Below are 19430 nucleotides of genomic sequence, written 5' to 3' on the forward strand. Positions count from 1 at the left end.
GGCACTACCGCAGGTTACGGTGGGTGCGGACCGTTGGTCCGCACGGCCCCTGCCATCGCCCGACCAACGGTCGGGCGCTACCCATGTGGTGGCGGGGGTTGCCGGCCGCTGGCCGGCAACCGGATCAATCAGGCCGCGCGCGCCAGCGCGTCCTTCGCTGCGGCGGTGGTCGACAGATCGAACACATCCACCGCGTCGATCAACCGGTTCGCCTGCTGCTCCAGGCTGCGCGCGGCGGCGCTGGCTTCCTCCACCAACGCGGCATTCTGCTGGGTGGTGCCGTCCATCTGGATCACGGTCTGGCTGACCTGTTCGATGCCCGCGCTCTGCTCCTGCGATGCGGCGGAGATCTCGGCCATGATGTCGGTGACGCGCTGCACCGACGCCACGATCTCGGCCATGGTGTCACCGGCCTCGCGCACGCGCCGTGCACCGTGGCCGACCTGTTCCACCGACGCTTCGATCAACGCCTTGATCTCCTTCGCGGCCGCCGCCGAACGCTGTGCCAGGGTGCGCACTTCGCTGGCAACCACCGCGAAGCCGCGGCCCTGCTCGCCGGCGCGTGCCGCTTCCACCGCGGCGTTCAGCGCCAGGATGTTGGTCTGGAACGCGATGCCGTCGATCACGCTGATGATCTCGGCGATCTGCCGCGACGAGGTTTCGATCGCGCCCATCGTCGTCACCACCTGGCCGACCACGCTGCCGCCGTGAGAGGCAACGGTGTGCGCGCCGATCGCCAGCTGGTTGGCCTGGCGCGCATGCTCGGCGTTCTGGCGCACGGTGGAGGTCAGTTCCTCCATCGATGCCGCCGTCTCTTCCAGGTTGGCGGCCTGCTGTTCGGTACGGCGCGACAGATCGTTGTTGCCGGCGGCGATCTCCGCCGCCGCCGTGTGGATGTTGCCGGAGGCGTGCTTGATGTCGGTGACGATGGTTGCCAGCTGCGTAGCGGTGGTGTTGGCGTCGCCGGCGATACGCGCGAACACGCCCTGGAAATCACCGTGCATGCGCGCGCCGAGGCGGCCATCGGCAATCGCGCGCAGCATGCTGGAGACCTCGCCGAGGTTCAGTTCGGTGGTCTGCATCAATCGGTTCAAGCCGTCGACCATTGCGCGGAAATCATGCTCGAAGCGTGCGCTGTCGCCGCGCTGGCCGAAGTCACCGGCGGCGGCGGCTTCGGCCAGGCGGCGGATCTCGCCGTTGATCATGCCGAGATTGGCCTTGGCCGTATCCAACGCGTTGGTGATCACGGCCTTTTCGCCGGGCAGGCGTTCCATGTCCTGGCTGAGGTCACCGACGGCATAGCGGCCCATGATCGAGATCGCGCGCATCTTCACCTGGATGTGCGCGTCAACCAGCGTGTTGCAGTCGGCCACCATGGTGCCGAACGCGCCCGGGAATGCACTGGCATCCATGCGATGGCTGATGGTGCCGGCGTCATGCGCCTGCGCCATCGTCGCCTGTGCGTCCAGTACGCCGCGCAGCGTGGACTGCACCGCCTGCATCGCCTGCGCGAGGCGACCGATCTCGTCGCGGCTGCGCACCTGCACCACGTGCTGCAGATCACCGGCGGCCACGGCACGCGCAGCGGCTTCCACCGCCAGCACCGGCTGCACCACCGCGCGCCGCAGCCACCAGGCCAGGCCCATCAGCAGCAACACGGCGGCCAGCACGGTCAGCGCCGCGCACAGCAGCAGGGTCTGCCGCGCCTGCTGCGACCGCGCCGCTACGGTCGCTTCGGCCACCTGCGTGGCATGCGTGCTCAGCGCATCCAGTGCGGTCGCCACCGGGCGGTCCTTGCCACGCACCAGGTTGTCGCCGGCGGCGGGATCGTAGCCGGCTTCCGCAAACGCCTGCAGGGCGGCGTGGTAGTCCTTCTGCAGCTGCGTGTGCAGGCCGATGAAGGACTGTGCCAGTTCGCGCGTGCGTATGTCCGGGCTGGCTACGAGGCCCCTGGCCAGCTGCTCGACCAGGCGGCCCTCGCTGTCGAAGGCGTCCAGATGGCGCTGGCGCAGCGCGTCGTCGTGGCCGCGCAGCAGCACGTTCTTCCATTCCTGCACCTGGCCGCGGAACTCGCGCTGCAGGCGTTCGGCGTCGCGGCTGTGCGCGACTTCGGGTGGAACCTCGGTGGACAGCTTCAACCAGGCGGAGGCCAGGCCCGCCAATGCGCACAGCAGGACCACGGCCAGACCAACGGAAACCGCGCCGAGCAGCTTGGACTGCAGGCGCGGAGCACGGACAGACGCTTTCATGGAAGGGACTCTCGGGAAGGGGCAATGCGGTATCGACCTGTCCCCACGCGTCTGAAGTGCGACGCTCATCACATTACCGTTTCGTTTAGTGATGTGAAGGGGATGTTTCATAGGACAAATGTGTCCATATGGAACGAAAGAAGACCCTCGACAGAGAATTTAAATGTAACTATCGTTGTTACATGAAATCCGCGAATCCACTGTCCGACGCCCTGCATGTGATGGCGCACCTGGTCGGCCATGCCGCCCCGCGCACGTCCGAGCAGCTGGCGTCCTGCCTGCCGACGCATCCGGTGGTGATCCGTCGCCTGCTGGCGCAGCTGCACAAGGCCGGTCTGGTGCGCAGCACCCGCGGCCACGGCGGCGGCAGCCTGCTGGCACGCGATGCCGCGGCGATCACCCTGCATGACATCTACCTGGCGGTGGGCGCACCACCGCTGGTCCAGGTCGGCGCACGCGACTCCGGCGGTGGCTGCCCGATCCAGCGGCTGGTCAACAGCGCCCTGCTCGAAGGGGCGCGCGAAGCGCAGCGCCTGCTCGAAGCGCGGCTGCAGGCGACCACGCTGGACCAGCTCGGCGCCGACTTCGCCCGCCATCTTGCCCATCACCGTTCCCTGGAAGGTCACCATGAATCCTGATGTGCTCATCGTCGGCGGCAGCTATGCCGGCATTGCCGCCGGACTGATCCTTGCCCGTGCCCGTCGCCCGGTCACCGTCATCGACGCCGGTTCGCCGCGCAACCGTTTTGCCAGTCATTCGCACGGGGTGCTCGGGCTGGATGGCATCAGTGGCGCCGAGCTGCTGAAGACCGCGCGCCAGCAGCTGCTGGACTACCCCACGGTGCGTTGGGTGCATGCCGAAGCCGTGCAGGCCACCGCCCGCGCCGAAGGCGTGGAAGTGCGTACCGCAGATGGCCAGGTGCTGGCCGCGCGCAAGCTGCTGCTGGCCAGCGGCATCGCCGACCAGTTGCCGGCGTTGCCGGGCCTCGCCGAGCGCTGGGGCAGCACCGTGCTGCACTGCCCCTACTGTCATGGCTATGAAGTGGGTGGTGGTGCCATTGGCCTGCTTGGCGGTCATCCGATGTCCGCCAGCAAGGCGCCGCTGTTCGCCGACTGGGGCAATGTCACGTTCTTCAGCATGGGACTGGACATCACGGATGAGGAACGCGCTGCCATGCAGCAGCGCGGCGTGCAGATCGAGACGTCACCCGTGCTGGGCGTGCAGGGCGACCAGCCGACCTGGCTGGAAGTGGAGCTGGCCGACGGCCGCCGAATCGCCCAGCGTGCGTTGTTCGTGCCGGCCACCCAGGCGATGGCCACGCCATTGGTGCAGCAGCTGGGCTGCACGTTGGTCGAGAGCCCGCTGGGCGTGCTGATCGAGGTCGATGCGATGAAGCAGACCTCGGTGCCGAACGTGTATGCCGCAGGCGATGCGACCACGGTGGGCAACATCACCCTGGCCATGGCCGAAGGCGTGCGCGCGGGCATCGGCGTGCACCATGCGCTGGTGGCCGAGGACAGCGTGCCGCGCTGAATGTGCCGGGGTCAGATCCCTTTCGCAGAAGGGATCTGACCCCCGACGCGACGTGCTGCTCTGGTAGAGGCCGGCCTTGGCCGGCACCGCTCCGTTACCCCTTCACGCACAGCACCTGCCGCAGCGTGTGCACCACGTCGACCAGGTCGAGCTGCGCGGCCATCACATCGTCGATCGACTTGTACGCGGCCGGTGACTCGTCCAGCACGCCGCTGTCCTTGCGGCATTCCACGTGCGCGGTGGCCTCGCGGTGCTGGGCCAGCGTGATCTGCTGGCGCGCCGTGCCACGGCTCATCACCCGGCCGGCGCCGTGGCTGCAGCTGTGGAAGCTGTCCGCGTTGCCCTTGCCGCGCACGATATAGCTGCGCGTGCCCATGCTGCCGGGAATGATGCCCAGCTCGCCCTCACGCGCGCTGACCGCGCCCTTGCGTGTTACCAGCAACTCCTGGCCGTTGTGCGTCTCCTTCTGCACGTAGTTGTGGTGGCAGTTCACCGCCATCGCCGCCAGCTGGAACTTCGGCAGCCGGTGGCGCATCTCGGCCAGCACGCGCGACATCATCGCCTCGCGGTTCTGCCGGGCGTAGTCCTGCGCCCACGACACCGCTTCGACGTAGTCATCGAACAGCGGCTCGCCTTCCATGAAGAACGCCAGGTCCTTGTCCGGCAGGTGGAAGCCCAGCACGCGCCGGGCCAGTTCCTCGCGCGCCTTCTCGATGAAGTAGGTGCCGATCAGGTTGCCGGTACCGCGTGAGCCGCTGTGCAGCATCACCCACACCGTGTCCGTCTCGTCCAGGCACAGTTCGATGAAGTGATTGCCGCCGCCAAGCGTACCCAGCTGGCGGTCGAGCTTGTCGGTGCGGATCCTGCGGTGCTTGTCCTTGATCTTCTCCAGGCCGGCGGCCAGCCCGGACTGCACCAGCCGGGTGTGGATGCTGTCGGGCATGCGGTGATGTTCGCCGCCGCGCCCATTGCCGACCGGGATGCTGCGCTCGATGCTGTTGCGCAGCTGCCGCAGGTCATCGGGCAGGTCGTTGGCGCGCAGCGTGGTACGCACCGCCGCCATGCCGCAGCCGATGTCGACGCCGACTGCAGCCGGGATGATCGCCCCGCGGGTCGGGATCACCGAGCCGACGGTCGCGCCCTTGCCCAGGTGCACGTCCGGCATCACGGCCACCCATGGCCCGACGAACGGGATCGCGGCGATGTTGCGCAGCTGCTCATGTGCCTGCGCTTCCAGCGGCACTCCGTTGACCCAGCCCTTGATCGGCGTGGTGCCCTCGGCATGCAGCCATTGATAGTTCTGTTGAGTGTCCATGTCTTCTTTAATGTCCTTGATGGGCCGGCGGCGCGTCCCTGCGCCACCGCTACCCCCTACCTGATCGTCACCAGCTGCTTCAGCACGCCATCCAGGCCGCCGAAAACGGTGAGCGTGTCGATCTTCTCGGTGACCTTCTCCAGTGCCTCCAGCTCCTTCAAGCGCATCAGCACCGGGTTGTCCTCGATCAGCTTTGCGGTGTTGAGCTGCGAACGCGTGGCGTTGGCCTCCTCGCGGCGACGGATCACGCTGGCCTGGGCCTGCTTTTCGGCCAGCACCACGCCGTTGAGGATCTCCTTCATCTCGCCCGGCAGGATCACGTCCTTGATGCCGACGCCGAGCAAGCGCACGCCGTGGCCTTCGATCGCCGCCTGCACATGCGCAGCGATCTCGCCGTCCAGTGCCGCCTTGTCACCCAGCAGCTCGTCCAGACTGCGCGCGGCAATTGCCTGGCGCAGGCCGAACTGCAGCTGCCGGTAGACGAACTCATCGGCATTGCTGAGCGTGCGGTGCGCACGCACCGGGTCGACCACCTGCACGGTCGCGGCCAGGTTCACCCGCAGGGTCACCTTGTCGCGGCTGAGCAGCTCCTGGCCGGACACGTCCAGTGAACGTGCACGCAGTTCCACACGCTCCACCGACACGTTGCCGTTGAAGTTCCAGAACGCGTGCAGGCCGGCGTCCAGCGTCTGCCGCAGCGTGCCATCGATGAACAGCAGGCCGACCGACTCGCTCGGCACCGTGCTGATCACCGCCACACGCGGCAGCACGCCCAGCTGGCCCAGCCGCTGCTGCACGTCGGCCGGAATGCGCGGCTCGTCACCCAACGCCATTACCTGCACCTGGGTATCGACCGAACCGCGCCAGTACAGACGGCGGCTGCCCGGTGGCAGCACTTCATCGATGCGGCCGTTGCGCAGCAACAGGCCGACCTCGCTGGCGCCGACGTTGGCCAGCACGAAGTGCGTGTCCAGCTGTGCGCCCAGCGCTTCGATCAGGCTGTCCTGGTCGCTGCCAGTGTAGGCCGCGCCCTTCGATGCAGTGTGGATGTCCACGTGCGGCTGGCCGCCGAACGGCGACAGGCGGTGCACGCCCGGCAGCAGGATCTGCTGGAAACGACGGTTGCGATACACCAGGCCGCGCTCGCCGTCGCCGATCACGACCTTGATGGTCCAGAACATGGGAGTCTCTCCTTGTATGGCTCTGGTGGTTCGACCCGTTGCGGATGAATCGCCATGACCCGGGTCGATCCGGTCATGGCGAGGCTGCCTGCACATCACGTGCAGGCAGCGGAAGAGGGCGGCCATCGGCGGACGGTCCGCGCGCGGAGCCTTCGGTGCGCCGGCAGTGCTGCCATCGTCGTTCCCGGCAGGCAGCACCGGTGCGGAACGTGGCTGGCAGTGGCGGCGGGCCGGGGCCCGGCGTGCGGTCCGTTGCCTTCCACGTTCCTGCCCGAAGGCGATGTCCGTGGATGGCGCCGATGGCCGCTGGGGCTTGCGCCCCGGGTGTTGCTTCAAGTCATGACGTGACAGGTCATGTGGTTTGGAGTGGGAATCGAACCCACGACAGACGGATTACGGATCCGTTGCTCTGACCAAGCTGAGCTATCCAGTTGGGGACCGCGCGGAATCGAACCGCGTACCGGCGAACCGGCGCCTGCCTCCAGCAGGCGATCCAGGCGATGGCATGTCCGCGACCTCCGGCATACGCCACGGCAACGCCGCGCGCACCAGCCCGTGGTTGAAACGGGACCGTTGGATAATCGAGGGTGCAGGCCACCGACATTATCGGCGAGCGATAATGTTCTGATGCGATGCAGATAATGTCCAGGCGCTGCCAGTCGCGCGAAGTAAATCCTTCGGCGGGGCGGGAAAAGCCTGGGTCAGTGAGCGGCGGGTCGCCGCGCGGGGTGCAGTTCTGGCATCGCGGGTCCTTGTGCCGACGCAAACGAAAACGCCCCCGGGACTTGCGTTCCGAGGGCGTCGTCAGGCCTCGGAGATCGGGGTGGCCGATCTCCGCAGGGCGGGTATCAGGCCGTTGTCAGCTGGTCTTCCTTGCCGAACGCGCGCGCCGGCCCGTCCATGCGCAGGCATGGCAGCAGTTTGGCGATGGCGACGGAATGCGCGTTCAAGGGAAGTTTCCAGTGGTTGTTGAAACGAGGTGCGCACGATAAACCACGATTTAGTCGTGCGCAACCATTTTGTTCAATTATTTTCTTCGGTATGTGTGCAAAGCCGGCCAGCGGCCGGCACTACCGGCCCTCACGCTTCCGCGCTGGCGGCATCCAGCTGCGCGACATCCTGCACGCTCAGCGACACATTGGCCGCCGCCAGCAGATCATGCAGCTGCTCGACGCTGGTGGCGCTGACGATCGGCGCGGTGATCGACGGCCGTGCGATCTGCCATGCCAGTGCGATCTGTGCGGCGCTGGCACTGTGCTTGCTGGCCACGTCATCCAGCGCCTGCAGGATGCGCAGGCCACGCGGATTCAGATAGCGCTTCACCACGTTCTCGCCACGCGCCGGGCTCTTGGCCGCATCGGTCGGCGTGCGGTACTTGCCGCTGAGGAAGCCACTGGCCAGCGCGTAGTAGCCGATCACGCCGATCTGTTCGCGCTGCACCAGCGGTTCCAGTTCCTTTTCGTAGCCGGCGCGGTCATACAGGTTGTACTCCGGCTGCAGGGTTTCGTAACGCGGCAGCTTGTAGTCGGTGGACACCTTCAGCGCATTGGCCAGGCGCGTGGCGCTGTAGTTGGAAGCACCGATCGCACGCACCTTGCCAGCTTCGATCAACCGGCCGAATGCAGCCAGGGTCGCTTCCAGCGGCGTCGACTCGTCATCCTCGTGGGCCTGGTACAGATCGATCACGTCGGTCTGCAGGCGGCGCAGCGAATCCTCGACCGCCGCATTGATGTTGCCCGGGGTCAGGCCGGGGCGTTCGGCCCACTTGGCCACCTTGGTCGCCAGCACCACCTTGTCGCGCTTGCCGCTGCGGGCAAACCACTTGCCGATCAGCGTTTCCGATTCGCCGCCGGCATTGCCCGGCACCCAGGCCGAATACACATCGGCGGTGTCGACCAGGTTGAAGCCGGCGTCGACGAAGGCATCGAGCAGGGCGAAGCTGGCCTTCTCATCGGCGCTCCAGCCGAACACATTGCCACCGAAGGCGAGCGGACGTACATGCAGGCCGGAACGGCCCAGTTCGCGGGTTGCCGTCATGGGCACGGACTCCTTGGGGGAAGTGCTCCAGAATAAAACGCGTAGTGTGACCGTGCTGCGGCGGCGACCACAAAACAGTGTTCCGCGATAGGCACGCAGCTAACGTTTTGTGAACACCTGGGACGCCGCGGCTGCTAGTCTCGCCGCATCTTCCGCTGGAGTCGCTCCGATGATGCCTGCTTCGTCCCTGCGTGGTTGCCGCCTGCTGCTTGCTTCGGCCCTGTTTGCCGCTGTTCCCGCGTTCGCCGCACCGGCCACGGTGGCGCCGGCGAAGATCCAGGTGTCGCCGGCCATCGACGCGGCGGTGAAGGCACCCACCCGTGATGCCAACAACGTCAAGCGCGACGGCTTCCGCCACCCGGCGCAGACGCTGTCGTTCTTCAAGGTGACGCCGGAAAAGACCGTCATCGAGATCACCCCCGGCAACGGCTGGTACTCGGAGATCCTGGCGCCCCTGCTGCACGACAAGGGCCACTACGTTGCCGCCGTTGTCGATCCGATGGCGGTGCCCGAAGGCCGTGGACGCGACTACCAGCAGCGCAGCCGCGACAGCCTGGAAAAGAAGTACGCCGCTGCACCGGCACAGTTCGGCAAGACTGCCGTGGTGGCCTACGATCCGGCCAAGCCGGTGTTCGGCCCGGCCGGTTCAGCCGATGTGGTGCTGACCTTCCGCAACGTGCACAACTGGCGCAAGGCCGGCCAGGCGCAGGGCATGTTCCAGGGCTTCTTCAACGTGCTCAAGCCGGGCGGCGTGCTGGGCGTGGTCGAGCACCGCGCCAAGGCCGACGTGGCCGACGACGATGACACCGGCTATGTCGGCCAGCAGCAGGTGATCGCGATGGCCGAGGCCGCCGGCTTCAGGTTGGACGCGCGCAGCGAGGTCAACGCCAACCCGCGCGACACCAAGGACCACCCGAACGGCGTGTGGACGCTGCCGCCGACCAACCAGCACGACAAGGCCGACGATGCGAAGTACCAGGCGATCGGCGAAAGCGACCGCATGACCCTGCGCTTCATCAAGCCGTAAAGGGGGCGCCGGGCCGTGCCTGGTGAGCGCGCAGCGCGGTGTCGGGCGGAATGGGTAGCGGCCGGGCAATGCCCGGCGCTGCCACCAATGGAGTGTGCTGTTGAAGAAAGTGCTGTACTTCGCCTTCGCATTGATGGCGCTGCCGCGGTTGTACGACTTCGTGTTCCATGCGGGTCACGTGCATGATCTCGTGGCGGCGGCAGGTTTTGCGGTGCTGCTCGTGGGTTGCCTGTGGGACGAACGTGCGCGCAGGGCCTGCCCACCGGTAGCGCGGCTACGGTATCGCGCCAACGCTGCCGCCACGTGCGGCGCCGTGGTGGTGCTCGTTGCGCTGTTGATGGAAAGGAAGGTCTTCGGCTGAGTGGTGATCGCGGCGGCGATGCGGGAATGGGACAATGCCCCACCCGCCGACTGCCGTGCCCGCAATGCTGATCGCCTTCAACAAGCCCTTCAACGTGCTCTGCCAGTTCACCGACCGCAGCGTACCGCCGCGGCCGACGCTGGCCGGGTTCGGCCTGCCGCCGCGCGTGTATGCCGCCGGTCGCCTGGACCATGACAGCGAAGGCCTGCTGCTGCTGACGGATAACGGTACGCTGGCGCACAAGCTGACCGACCCCAGGCACAAGGCCGACAAGACCTACTGGGTGCAGGTGGAAGGCACGCCCAGCGATGAGCAGCTGCAACGGCTGCGCGATGGGGTGGAGCTGAATGACGGGCCGACCTTGCCGGCGAAGGTCGAGCGCCTCGATCCGGCGCCGTCGCTGTGGACACGCGATCCGCCGGTGCGCTTCCGCAAGACCGTTCCTGACAGCTGGCTGGCGATCACGATCCGCGAGGGGCGCAACCGCCAGGTGCGGCGGATGACCGCCGCGGTGAACCTGCCGACGCTGCGGCTGGTGCGGGTGGCGATGGGGCCCTACCGGCTGGACGACCTGCAGCCGGGGCAGTGGCGGCAGATCGGTTGAAACAGAAAGGCCGGATACCTCGCGGCATCCGGCCCTGGCTCGGGGTCAGATCCCTTCCGCAGGAAGGGCTCTGACCCGGTCGGTCACACTCAGGCGTCGCTGCCGATATCGCTGTGCTCGTCCACCACGGTGTCGTTGCGGCGGTCGCGTGCGTTGATGCGCTGCGCCTGCCCATTCACCACGTGGCCATTGGCAGCCTTCTTCTTCTGCTGCTTGCGGTACAGTGCATAGCCGAGCAGGCCGACGCCGACGGCAGCCGCGGCAATGGTCACGGCCGGGTTGCGGCGGGCGAACTTGGTGGCGACCTTGCCGCCGGTCTTCACTGCGCCGAGGGCGGCGCCGGTCTTGATCCAGTCCGCGTTGCGCAGGCTGCCACCGGCGCTCTTCAGGCCATCGCCGGCGGTGTGGGCCAGCTCCAGGGCGCGCTCCAGAGCGCGGTCGGTGATTACGGTCAGCTTGCTCATGCGGGGGTCCTTTGCCTCGGGTCGAAGTCCAGTGTCGCGTGTTGCCCGTAAACGGTATGTCAGTCGGGGACGCAGGCGGTGTGACTTTAGCGTAGCCATTCAGGATCAGGCAGGGTGGGTCGGATCCCTTTCCGTTGGGAAACGGCTCTGACCCCAGCGCCACGCCTGGGGTCAGAGCCTATCGCGATGCAATGGGATCCGACCCCGCCCTTCAGGTTCCGCGCGGCTTGGCCCGGTGCGTGGCCGTCGCCGTCCACGGATCATCCGGCCATGGGTGGCGCGGGTAACGGCCCTTCATCTCCTTTTTCACTTCGGCGTAGGTGCTTTCCCAGAAGTTGCGCAGGTCTTGGGTGACCTGCAGCGGGCGGCCACCGGGGGAGAGCAGGTGCAGGGTCAGCGGCACGCGGCCATCGGCGATGCGCGGCGTGTCGGCCAGGCCGAACAGTTCCTGCAGCTTCACCGCCAGCACCGGCGGCAGCGGATCGCCGCTCTCGCTGTCCAGCGCATAGGTGATCGGCCGCTCCAGTCCGGACGGCACGGTGATGCGGGTCGGCGCATGACGCTCGACCAGCTGCCGTTGTGACCATTCCAGTGGCGATTTCAGCGCTTCGCCAAAGCTGGATTCGTCCAGCGCATCCAGTCGCGTCTTGCCGGCGAACGCGGGCTGCAGCCACTGCGCACGGTTGGCCAGCAGGGCGTCGTCGCTGCAGTCGGGCAGGCCAAGCTCGGGCATCCAGCGGCGCAGTGATTCCACCCGTGCCTGCCACTGGCGCAGGCCTTCGGTCCACGGCAGCGCCTGCAGGCCGAGCTCGGCCACCGCATCGGTCAGCGCCTGCGCGGCGTGCTGCGGATCGACCCGGCCGGCCGAGCGGCTGTCCAACACGATCCGGTCGAAACGGGTCTCGCGCAGGGCCACCAGGGCGCGGCGCTCGCTGTCCCAGCGCACCACGTCTTCAGTGACGAAGCGCTCCGGCCACGCCCTGCGCAGTTGGCCTTCGTCCACCGGTGCGGCACGCAGCAGCAGCGCATCGCGTGCCTCGAAGCGAAGCTCGCTGGCCACCAGCCACGGTTCGCCACGCAGGTCGCTCAGCTCGTGCAGGCGCGCGCTGCGCCCATTGGCCAGCAGGTAACGCAGTGGATCGCCGGGATGCTGGAAGCCGATCCGATCAGGGAAGGCGTGCGCGAGCAGGTCGCCCAGCTCATGGGCCTCGATGCTGGCCGGCGGCGTGGCTTCGCAGCGCAGGCGGCGACGCCACTGCTTGGCGGCGGCATCGATGGCGGCCAGCCCGCTGCGGTTGGCATCGCCCGGTGTGCGGCCATTGCGGAACGCAGCCAGTGCGCGCCAGCGGCTCGCCAGCGCGTCACCGCCCTGGCGCAGCGGATCGCGCGCTTCCAGCAGCGCGGCCAGATCGGCGGCCAGCGCCTGCGAACGTGCATCGGGCGCGGCCAGCAGCATCGCCGCCATCCGTGGGTGCGTACCCAGCGCCAGTACGTGGCGGCCGAGTGCGGTGATCGCACCACTGCTGGACAATGCGCCCAACCGCTGCAGCAGTTCGCGGGCGGCGCCCATCGGGCCGGCAGGTGGCGGATCGAGGAAGCGCAGGTCGCTGCTGCCCCAGGCGGCCAGTTCCAGTGCCAGTCCGGCCAGTTCCACCTGGTCGATCTCGGCACGGCGCTGCGGCTCCAATCGCTGCGACTGCGGCCACAGCCGCCAGGCCACGCCTTCGGCCACGCGACCGGCGCGACCGGCGCGCTGGTCGGCCGACGCCTGGGCGATGGACACCACGTCCAGCCGGGTGAAGCCGCTGTTGGGGTCGTAGCGCGGTTCGCGTGCCTGGCCGCTGTCGATCACCACGCGCACGCCGGGCAGGGTCACCGACGACTCGGCCACGTTGGTGGCCAGCACCACGCGGCGGCGGCCATCGCTGGCGGCCTGCAGCACGCGCGCCTGCTGTTCCACCGGCAGCTCACCATGCAGGGCCAGTACTTCGACGCCGGCATCCAGCGATTCCTGCAGGCCAGCCTGCACCCGCGCGATCTCGCGCTGGCCGGGCAGGAACACCAGCAGGTCACCGGGGTGATCGGCCAGGGCCTGCTGCACCGCGCGGCGCACCTGCAGCTCCAGCGTCTCATCGCGGCGCGCCGGGAAATGGCTGACCGTCACCGGGTAGCTGCGGCCCTCGCTGCTCAGCCGCGGCGCATCGAGGAAGCGTGCCAGGCGCTCGCCATCCAGCGTGGCCGACATCACTACCAGTCGCAGGTCATCGCGCAGCTGCGCCTGCACGTCCAGCGCCAGCGCCAGGCCGAGGTCACCGCTGAGATGGCGCTCGTGGAATTCGTCGAACAGGATCGCACCGACTTCTTCCAGCATCGGGTCGTCCTGCAGCATGCGGGTCAGGATGCCTTCGGTGACGACTTCAATGCGGGTGCGTGCCGAGACCTTGTTCTCGAAGCGGATGCGGTAGCCGACCGTGCCGCCGACCTCTTCGCCCAGCTGCCGTGCCATGAACAGCGCGGCGCTGCGTGCGGCGACCCGGCGCGGCTCCAGCAGGATGATTTTCCGGCCTTGCAGCCATGGTGCTTCGAGCAGGGCCAGTGGTACCTGGGTGGTCTTGCCGGCGCCGGGCGGGGCTTCCAGCACCAGCCGTGGCTGCACGGCCAGGTGCTGCTGGATCTGCGGCAGCAGCGGGGAAATCGGGAAGAGCGGGGCATTCATGGGCAAAGGATAAGGGGCCATGGCGGCCGCAGGTACAATGCGCGGGCACTTTTCCCCCGCGATGACCATGCACCTGATCGATATCGGCGCCAACCTGACCCACGACTCCTTCGACCGCGACCGCGATGCCGTGCTGGACCGCGCACGGCAGGCCGGCGTGGTGCAGATGGTCATCACCGGTGCCAGCCGCGAGCACTCGCCGCTGGCCGTGCAGCTGGCGCAGCAGCACCCGGGCTTCCTGTATGCGACCGCCGGCGTGCACCCGCATCATGCGGTGGAGTACACCGAGGAATGTGATGCCGAGATGCGCGTGCTGCATGACCACCCGGAAGTGGTGGCGGTGGGTGAGTGCGGGCTGGACTACTTCCGTGACTTCTCGCCGCGCCCGGCCCAGCACCGTGCCTTCGAGCGCCAGTTGCAGCTGGCCGCGGACAATGGCAAGCCGCTGTTCCTGCACCAGCGCGACGCGCATGCCGATTTCATGGCACAGATGAAGAACTTCGAAGGTCGCATCGGCCCGGCGGTGGTGCATTGCTTCACCGGCGAACGCGACGAGCTGTTCGACTACCTGGACCAGGACTGGTACATCGGCATCACCGGCTGGCTGTGCGACGAGCGCCGTGGCGCGCACCTGCGCGAACTGGTGAAGAACATCCCGGCCAACCGCCTGATGATCGAGACCGATGCGCCCTACCTGTTGCCACGCACGCTGAAGCCGATGCCGAAGGACCGCCGCAACGAACCGATGTTCCTCTCGCACATCGTGGAAGAACTGGCGCGTGACCGTGGCGAGGACGTTGCAGTGACGGCGGCCAATGCGACTGCGGCGACGCGTGCGTTCTTCCGCCTGCCCGACGCGGGTTGATGGGAGTGCCGGTCGCTGGCCGGCAATCAACCGTGGTGCCGGCCAGCGGCCGGCACTACCGGAGCAGGTCGCGCAGGCCCTCACGGTAGCTGGGGAAGCGCGGCTGCCACGCCAGCGCTTCACGCGTGCCACGACTGTCGATGCGCTTGTTGCTCTCGTAGAAGCGGCGTAGCGTCGGGCTGAGTGCAGGGTCGTCCCATGCCACGGCAGGTGGCATCGCAAACCCGCCCAGCTTCGCGGCGAAGGCCAGCACATCCTGCGGTGGTGCCGGCTCGTCATCGCTGGGCAGGTATATCCCCTGCGCAACCGGTCGCTGCATCGCCGCGACGATCACTGCCGCAAGATCCTCTACGTGCAGGCGGTTGAACGCCAGGCCCGGCCGAATCACATGGCGGGCACGGCCCTGTGACAGCTGTAGCAACGCATTGCGCCCCGGCCCGTACAGGCCGGGCAGGCGGAACACCGCTGAAGCGATGCCACGTTCCTCTGCAAGCGCACGCCATTGCGCTTCGGCACGCAGGCGCCGCACGCCGGCTGCTTCGGTGGCATCGGCTGCGCTGTGCTCGTCAACCCAGCCGCCGGCCCGATCGGCATACACCGACGTGGACGACAGATAGCCCACCCAGCGCAGTGCCGGGCTGGCCCGCAGAGCCGGCAGCAGCAGGCGCAGTGCCGGGTCGCCCGCAGCATCTGGCGGCACGCTGCACAGCACGGCCTCGGCCTGCGCGACCTCATCGAGCAGGGCGGGCGACGGTGGGGAGTCAGCGTGCAGCTGATGCCGCAGCAGGCCATCGTCCGGCGCCGACGAGGGGTTACGCACCGTGCCGACGACGTGCACGCCCCGCGCCTGCAGATGCGGGGCCAGCGCGCATCCGCTCCAGCCCATACCGAGGATCAGCACCCGCATAGGCAGCGCGCCGGCCTGCAACGGGAGGCTCACGCGCCGCGCAGTGCCTGGTAGGCCTGCAGGCTGCTGTAGGCGACCTGCAGCAGCAGGGCTTCCTGGTCGGCCTTGCGTGCACGCGCCAGCATGTCGCCGACGATCTGTTCGGCCTCTACCTGCTGGCCGGCTTCCAGATCCCGCAGCATCGACGCCTTCAGTGCCGAGCCCGCCTGGGTGAGGGTGCCGCGTGCGGTGTCCTGCGCGGCATCGGGAATCGGCTCACCGGCAGCTTCGGCCACGGCCAGGCATTCGTCGTACAGGCCGCGCACGATCGCCTCGCCATCATCGGTGGCGACGATGGTGCCGATATCCGCGCGAAGCAGGCAGGTAGCAGCGGCCAGCGCGGTCAGGAAGGTGTACTTGATCCACTGTTCCTGGCCGATGTGTTCGCTCGCCAGGTGATCAAGATGGGCCTGCGCGCAGACAGCGGCGAAGGCACGCACGCGTGCGGACGCCGCGCCGCCATCGCGTTCGCCGAAGGTGAGCTTGGCCGGCTTGCCCAGGTGCAGCACCGCACCGTCGGGGGCCTTGGTGGCGCTGATGAAGCACAGGCCGCCGAGCACGGCGTCGCGGCCGAAGCGCAGGTCCAGCGCGTTGTAGTGGTGCAGGCCGTTGAGGATCGGCAGCACGGTGGTGTTCGCGCCCACGGCTGGAGCAATGGCGTCGATCGAGCTGTCGAGGTCGTAGGCCTTGCAGCTGAGGATGACCAGATCGAACGGCTTCTGCGCGGCCAATGCGGGCAGCGCATCGGCGGTGACGTGCTGCACCGGGAAGCTGGCATCGCCGAGCGGGCTGCGGATGACCAGGCCATCGCGGTCCAGCTGTGCGGCGCGCGCGGGGCGCACGAGGAAGGTCACGTCCACGCCGGCCTGGGCCAGGCGACCACCGAAGTAACCGCCGGTACCGCCGGCGCCGAGGATCAGGATGCGCATTGCACGTCACCGCTTTCTGGGGAATCAGATCTGCGATTGTGCCGGAGATTGCGGCCAACGGCGGAGCCCCTCGTGGTGGTTCGCGCAGTTGGTTTCATGAGCTGGGTCGTGTGCGATGGGTTCGCGGGGGACGCCGTGAACCCATCCTTGGGGGTATCCGCGCCATCCATGGCGCGGATACCCCCGCGAGCCCATCGCACACGACCCCTGACAGTTTCCGGGTGCGGCCACCACGGAAAGCAGATCAAGAGCGAAAGCGGGTCGCTCGCTGCGCTCGCTCGTGTAGAGCGGTGCTCAGGGCAGTTGTTCGCTGAAGTCTTCGGTGTAGCCCAACAGCAGTGTGGTGCGGGTGGCCAGGGTTGCAGCCAGTTTTGACCACATGTCATGCGTTCCGGCCGCGTAGACGCGCTGCAGGTCCGCGACCAACGCATTTGCCTGTGCAGGCGGCGGCGCGCTGTCGCGCTGGAAGCCGAGCCACGATGCGCCGAGCCCGAACAAGCGGTAGTCATGGTGTTCCTGCAGGTGCCGGATCAGGGCGTGATTCTGGAAGATGTCCCAGTCCGCGCTGAAGTAACCGTTGGGCAGGGCGGCGATCAGCAGGTCATCGCGGTCCACCGGCACCTGTTGCACGCAGACCACCTCGTCGACGATGAGGTCCGGCGTTGCATTGGCGGCGACCAGCGCCTCGATGTCCTCGTCGCTGCACATCAGCGTGCCCGGCAGCGCGCTCCATTCCAGCCGATGAGAGGAATGCTCGAGCTGCGCGACCACATGCGCCAGCAACCGCTCGCGTGCCGCCAATGCATCTTCGGGGGTTTCCGGATCTTCGTCCTCGTACAGCGCGATGCGCGCGTCGTCGGACGCATGCATGCTGGTGTAGCGGCATTGGCCGACATCATCGAGCGTGCACAGGTAGCGATACCGGGGATCAGCCGTTTGTAGTGACGCCAGGTATTCCAGCATCTCATCCAACGAGGGTGAATCGCCCAGCAACGCATGGCTGAAGGCATCGATGGGGCCGTCCGACACGGCCTTGTCCAATGGAATGGAAGTGATCTTCATCGCCACAGCCTAGCCGCAATCCCGAACGAAAAGATCCGGGCGTCGGCCTTACCGTGAACGCTCCATCCACGCATGGCGTGGATCCATCGTGTCGACCAAGGTCGACACCCACCAACAGCAGCGGCAATCTGTCGAAGGCGGGGTGGGTCCGGTTGCGGGGGTGTCCGCGGCATGGATGCCGCGGCCAAGCCCCCAGGATGGGTTTACGGCGTCCCCCGCAACCGGACCCACCCCGCCATCCCCCGGCTAGTCAGCTTTTGCCGTTGAAGTTGACGTTGACGTTGATTCAGCGGGTGCAGGGCCGCAGACCCTGCAGGCAAAACTCAGCTGCGCATGCCCACGCCGCGACGCAGCAGCCACAGCGCCAACGCCGTCAGCACCACCACGAAACCGATCATCAGGCCGTAGGCCACCGGCAGCGGTACATCGCTGCTGCCCAGCAGGCCATAGCGGAACGCGTTGACCATGTAGAAGATCGGGTTGGCGTGCGTGGCCGCTTCGGCCCAGCCCGGCAGCAGCTTCACCGAATAGAACACGCCACCCAGGTAGGTCAGCGGGGTCAGGATGAAGGTCGGCACGATCGCCACGTCATCGAACTTCTTCGCATACACCGCGTTGATGAAGCCGGCCAGCGAGAAGATCGTCGCGCCCAGGATCACCGTGGTCAGCATCACCAGCGGGTGCGGGATGCGCACAGGGGTGAAGAACATCGCGATGATCAGCACGATCACGCCCACCATCAGGCCGCGCAGCACCGCACCGGCCACGTAGCCCCACAGGATCACCCAGTTCGGCATCGGGCTGACCAGCAGTTCTTCCACGTGACGGCCGAACTTGGCGCCAAAGAACGAGGAACTGATGTTGCCGTAGCTGTTCTGGATCACGCTCATCATCACCAGGCCCGGCACGATGAACTGCATGTAGGTGTAGCCGCCCATGTCACCCACGCGCGACCCGATCAGGTTGCCGAAGATCAGGAAGTACAGGGTCATGGTGATCGCCGGCGGCACCAGGGTCTGGCCCCAGATGCGCATGATGCGGGCGACTTCGCGGCGCACGATGGTCATCAGCGCGATGCGGTTGCGCTGGCCGTCGGTCAGCTCGGTAGTGCTCATGCAGGCTTCTCCAGGTTGCCGGTGAGGCGCACGAACAGCTCCTCCAGGCGGTTGCTCTTGGTACGCATCGAACGCACGCGGATACCGGCCTCGTTGAGCGTGGCGAACACGCGGTTGAGGTCCATTGCGCGCGGCATGTCGATGTCCAGCGTGTGCGGGTCCGGCGCGGTCAGCGTCGCACCTTCGATCACCGGCAGCTGTGCCGGCAGGTCACCGTCGATGTCCAGCAGGAAGCCCTCCACGTCCAGCTTGGCCAGCAGGGTGCGCATCGGCCCCTGCTCGACGATCTGGCCATGGTTGATGATCGCCAGGTGGCGGCACAGGTACTCGGCTTCTTCCAGGTAGTGCGTGGTAAGGATGATCGTGGTGCCTGCGGCATTGATCTCCTTCAGCACGCGCCACATGTCGCGGCGGATCTCGATGTCCACGCCGGCGGTCGGTTCGTCCAGGATCAGCAGGCGCGGGCGGGTCATCATCGCGCGGGCGATCATCAGCCGGCGCTTCATGCCGCCGGACAGCGTGCGGCTCATCACCTGTGCCTTTTCCCACAGGTGCGCGCGCTTCAGTTCCTCTTCGGCGCGCTGCTCGGCTTCCTCGCGCGGTACGCCATAGAAGCCGGCGTAGTTCACCAGGATGTCGAAGGGCTTCTCGAACAGGTTGAAGTTGATTTCCTGGGGCACCAGCCCGATCAGGCGCATGGTGGCGCTGCGGTTGCGCACCAGGTCGCTGCCGAACACTTCCACCTGGCCCTCGCTGAGGTTGACCAGGGAGCTGATGATACCGATCAGGGTCGACTTGCCGGCGCCATTGGGGCCGAGCAGGGCGAAGAAGTCGCCCGGGGCCACTTCCAGGGAAACCCCCTTCAGGGCCTGGGTGCCGTTGTCGTAGGTCTTGCGCAGGTCGCGCACGCGCAGGGCGGGCGCCGTATCGTTCTGGGATGCCAAGCTCGAAGCCTTCGCGCCCATGGGCTGGCGCTGGAGAGGGGCGGGGAGGGGCTATTATAGAAGACCCCGAGGGCTTGCCCCG

Annotated in this window: 17 protein-coding genes and 1 tRNA gene; 6 read left to right on the forward strand and 12 right to left on the reverse strand. The window is 67.4% G+C overall.

The annotated features are described in order from the left end of the window. Positions 1 to 128: 128 nt before the first annotated feature. Complete coding sequence (locus JLDANKMP_RS16450; protein WP_043034463.1) at positions 129 to 2249, reverse strand: methyl-accepting chemotaxis protein; 2121 nt, start codon at positions 2247 to 2249, stop codon at positions 129 to 131. Between the two features lie 182 nt (positions 2250 to 2431). Between JLDANKMP_RS16450 and JLDANKMP_RS16455 the strand changes: the two genes are divergently transcribed. Both JLDANKMP_RS16455 and JLDANKMP_RS16460 read left to right on the forward strand, forming a co-directional pair. After that, entirely contained in the window at positions 2432 to 2887 is a 456-nt protein-coding gene (locus tag JLDANKMP_RS16455; RefSeq protein ID WP_024958520.1) for an Rrf2 family transcriptional regulator, read from the forward strand. Beyond that, complete coding sequence (locus tag JLDANKMP_RS16460) at positions 2877 to 3782, forward strand: NAD(P)/FAD-dependent oxidoreductase (RefSeq protein WP_088429918.1); 906 nt, start codon at positions 2877 to 2879, stop codon at positions 3780 to 3782. Before JLDANKMP_RS16455 ends, JLDANKMP_RS16460 begins: the two co-directional genes overlap by 11 nt. A 94-nt stretch (positions 3783 to 3876) precedes the next feature. Here JLDANKMP_RS16460 and JLDANKMP_RS16465 read toward each other — a convergent pair whose 3' ends face one another. The 4 genes from JLDANKMP_RS16465 to JLDANKMP_RS16485 all read right to left on the reverse strand — a co-directional run bounded on the left by JLDANKMP_RS16465 (position 3877) and on the right by JLDANKMP_RS16485 (position 8315). Then, complete coding sequence (locus JLDANKMP_RS16465; protein WP_062605382.1) at positions 3877 to 5097, reverse strand: RtcB family protein; 1221 nt, start codon at positions 5095 to 5097, stop codon at positions 3877 to 3879. A 56-nt stretch (positions 5098 to 5153) separates the two neighbouring features. Beyond that, on the reverse strand, positions 5154 to 6278 hold the full coding sequence (locus JLDANKMP_RS16470) for a slipin family protein (RefSeq protein ID WP_149501394.1): 1125 nt from the start codon (positions 6276 to 6278) through the stop codon (positions 5154 to 5156). A 357-nt stretch (positions 6279 to 6635) separates the two neighbouring features. Continuing rightward, positions 6636 to 6709, reverse strand: a tRNA-Thr gene (locus tag JLDANKMP_RS16475). A 649-nt stretch (positions 6710 to 7358) separates the two neighbouring features. Next, the gene (locus tag JLDANKMP_RS16485; protein WP_212561658.1) at positions 7359 to 8315 is read right to left on the reverse strand and encodes an aldo/keto reductase; all 957 of its coding nucleotides are present in this window, start codon (positions 8313 to 8315) and stop codon (positions 7359 to 7361) included. A gap of 169 nt (positions 8316 to 8484) precedes the next feature. Here JLDANKMP_RS16485 and JLDANKMP_RS16490 point away from each other — a divergent pair, with 169 nt between their 5' ends. From JLDANKMP_RS16490 to JLDANKMP_RS16500, 3 genes are all read left to right on the forward strand, one after another. Further along, positions 8485 to 9342: a class I SAM-dependent methyltransferase gene (locus tag JLDANKMP_RS16490; RefSeq protein WP_012481578.1), complete on the forward strand. Its 858-nt coding sequence runs from the start codon at positions 8485 to 8487 to the stop codon at positions 9340 to 9342. 94 nt (positions 9343 to 9436) lie between these two features. Next, positions 9437 to 9703, forward strand: a complete 267-nt coding sequence (locus JLDANKMP_RS16495) for a hypothetical protein (RefSeq protein ID WP_012481577.1) — start codon at positions 9437 to 9439, stop codon at positions 9701 to 9703. 64 nt (positions 9704 to 9767) lie between these two features. Then, on the forward strand, positions 9768 to 10307 hold the full coding sequence (locus JLDANKMP_RS16500; RefSeq protein WP_212561689.1) for a pseudouridine synthase: 540 nt from the start codon (positions 9768 to 9770) through the stop codon (positions 10305 to 10307). 89 nt (positions 10308 to 10396) lie between these two features. Here the strand turns inward: JLDANKMP_RS16500 and JLDANKMP_RS16505 are convergent, their stop codons facing one another. Both JLDANKMP_RS16505 and hrpB read right to left on the reverse strand, forming a co-directional pair. Beyond that, positions 10397 to 10771, reverse strand: a complete 375-nt coding sequence (locus JLDANKMP_RS16505) for a hypothetical protein (protein ID WP_005411574.1) — start codon at positions 10769 to 10771, stop codon at positions 10397 to 10399. Between the two features lie 211 nt (positions 10772 to 10982). Continuing rightward, positions 10983 to 13487: an ATP-dependent helicase HrpB gene (gene hrpB, locus JLDANKMP_RS16510; RefSeq protein WP_212561659.1), complete on the reverse strand. Its 2505-nt coding sequence runs from the start codon at positions 13485 to 13487 to the stop codon at positions 10983 to 10985. 67 nt (positions 13488 to 13554) lie between these two features. Here hrpB and JLDANKMP_RS16515 point away from each other — a divergent pair, with 67 nt between their 5' ends. Continuing rightward, the gene (locus JLDANKMP_RS16515) at positions 13555 to 14352 is read left to right on the forward strand and encodes a TatD family hydrolase (RefSeq protein WP_212561690.1); all 798 of its coding nucleotides are present in this window, start codon (positions 13555 to 13557) and stop codon (positions 14350 to 14352) included. Positions 14353 to 14407: 55 nt separating this feature from the next. On the opposite strand, the gene JLDANKMP_RS16520 is transcribed toward JLDANKMP_RS16515, so the two are convergent. The 5 genes from JLDANKMP_RS16520 to JLDANKMP_RS16540 form a co-directional block, all read right to left on the reverse strand. Then, positions 14408 to 15259 carry an epimerase gene (locus JLDANKMP_RS16520; RefSeq protein ID WP_212561691.1) on the reverse strand — a complete coding sequence of 284 codons (852 nt, stop codon included), beginning with the start codon at positions 15257 to 15259 and terminating at the stop codon, positions 14408 to 14410. A 29-nt stretch (positions 15260 to 15288) separates the two neighbouring features. Continuing rightward, entirely contained in the window at positions 15289 to 16227 is a 939-nt protein-coding gene (gene panE, locus JLDANKMP_RS16525) for a 2-dehydropantoate 2-reductase (protein WP_212561660.1), read from the reverse strand. Between the two features lie 294 nt (positions 16228 to 16521). After that, complete coding sequence (locus tag JLDANKMP_RS16530) at positions 16522 to 17289, reverse strand: hypothetical protein (RefSeq protein ID WP_212561661.1); 768 nt, start codon at positions 17287 to 17289, stop codon at positions 16522 to 16524. A 323-nt stretch (positions 17290 to 17612) separates the two neighbouring features. Next, entirely contained in the window at positions 17613 to 18404 is a 792-nt protein-coding gene (locus JLDANKMP_RS16535) for an ABC transporter permease (protein WP_005411568.1), read from the reverse strand. Further along, on the reverse strand, positions 18401 to 19369 hold the full coding sequence (locus tag JLDANKMP_RS16540; RefSeq protein ID WP_005411567.1) for an ABC transporter ATP-binding protein: 969 nt from the start codon (positions 19367 to 19369) through the stop codon (positions 18401 to 18403). Before JLDANKMP_RS16540 ends, JLDANKMP_RS16535 begins: the two co-directional genes overlap by 4 nt. Positions 19370 to 19430: the final 61 nt, after the last annotated feature.

It is taken from the genome of Stenotrophomonas sp. PE591 (assembly GCF_018320795.1).
In the GTDB taxonomy this organism is placed as follows: Bacteria; Pseudomonadota; Gammaproteobacteria; order Xanthomonadales; family Xanthomonadaceae; genus Stenotrophomonas; species Stenotrophomonas maltophilia.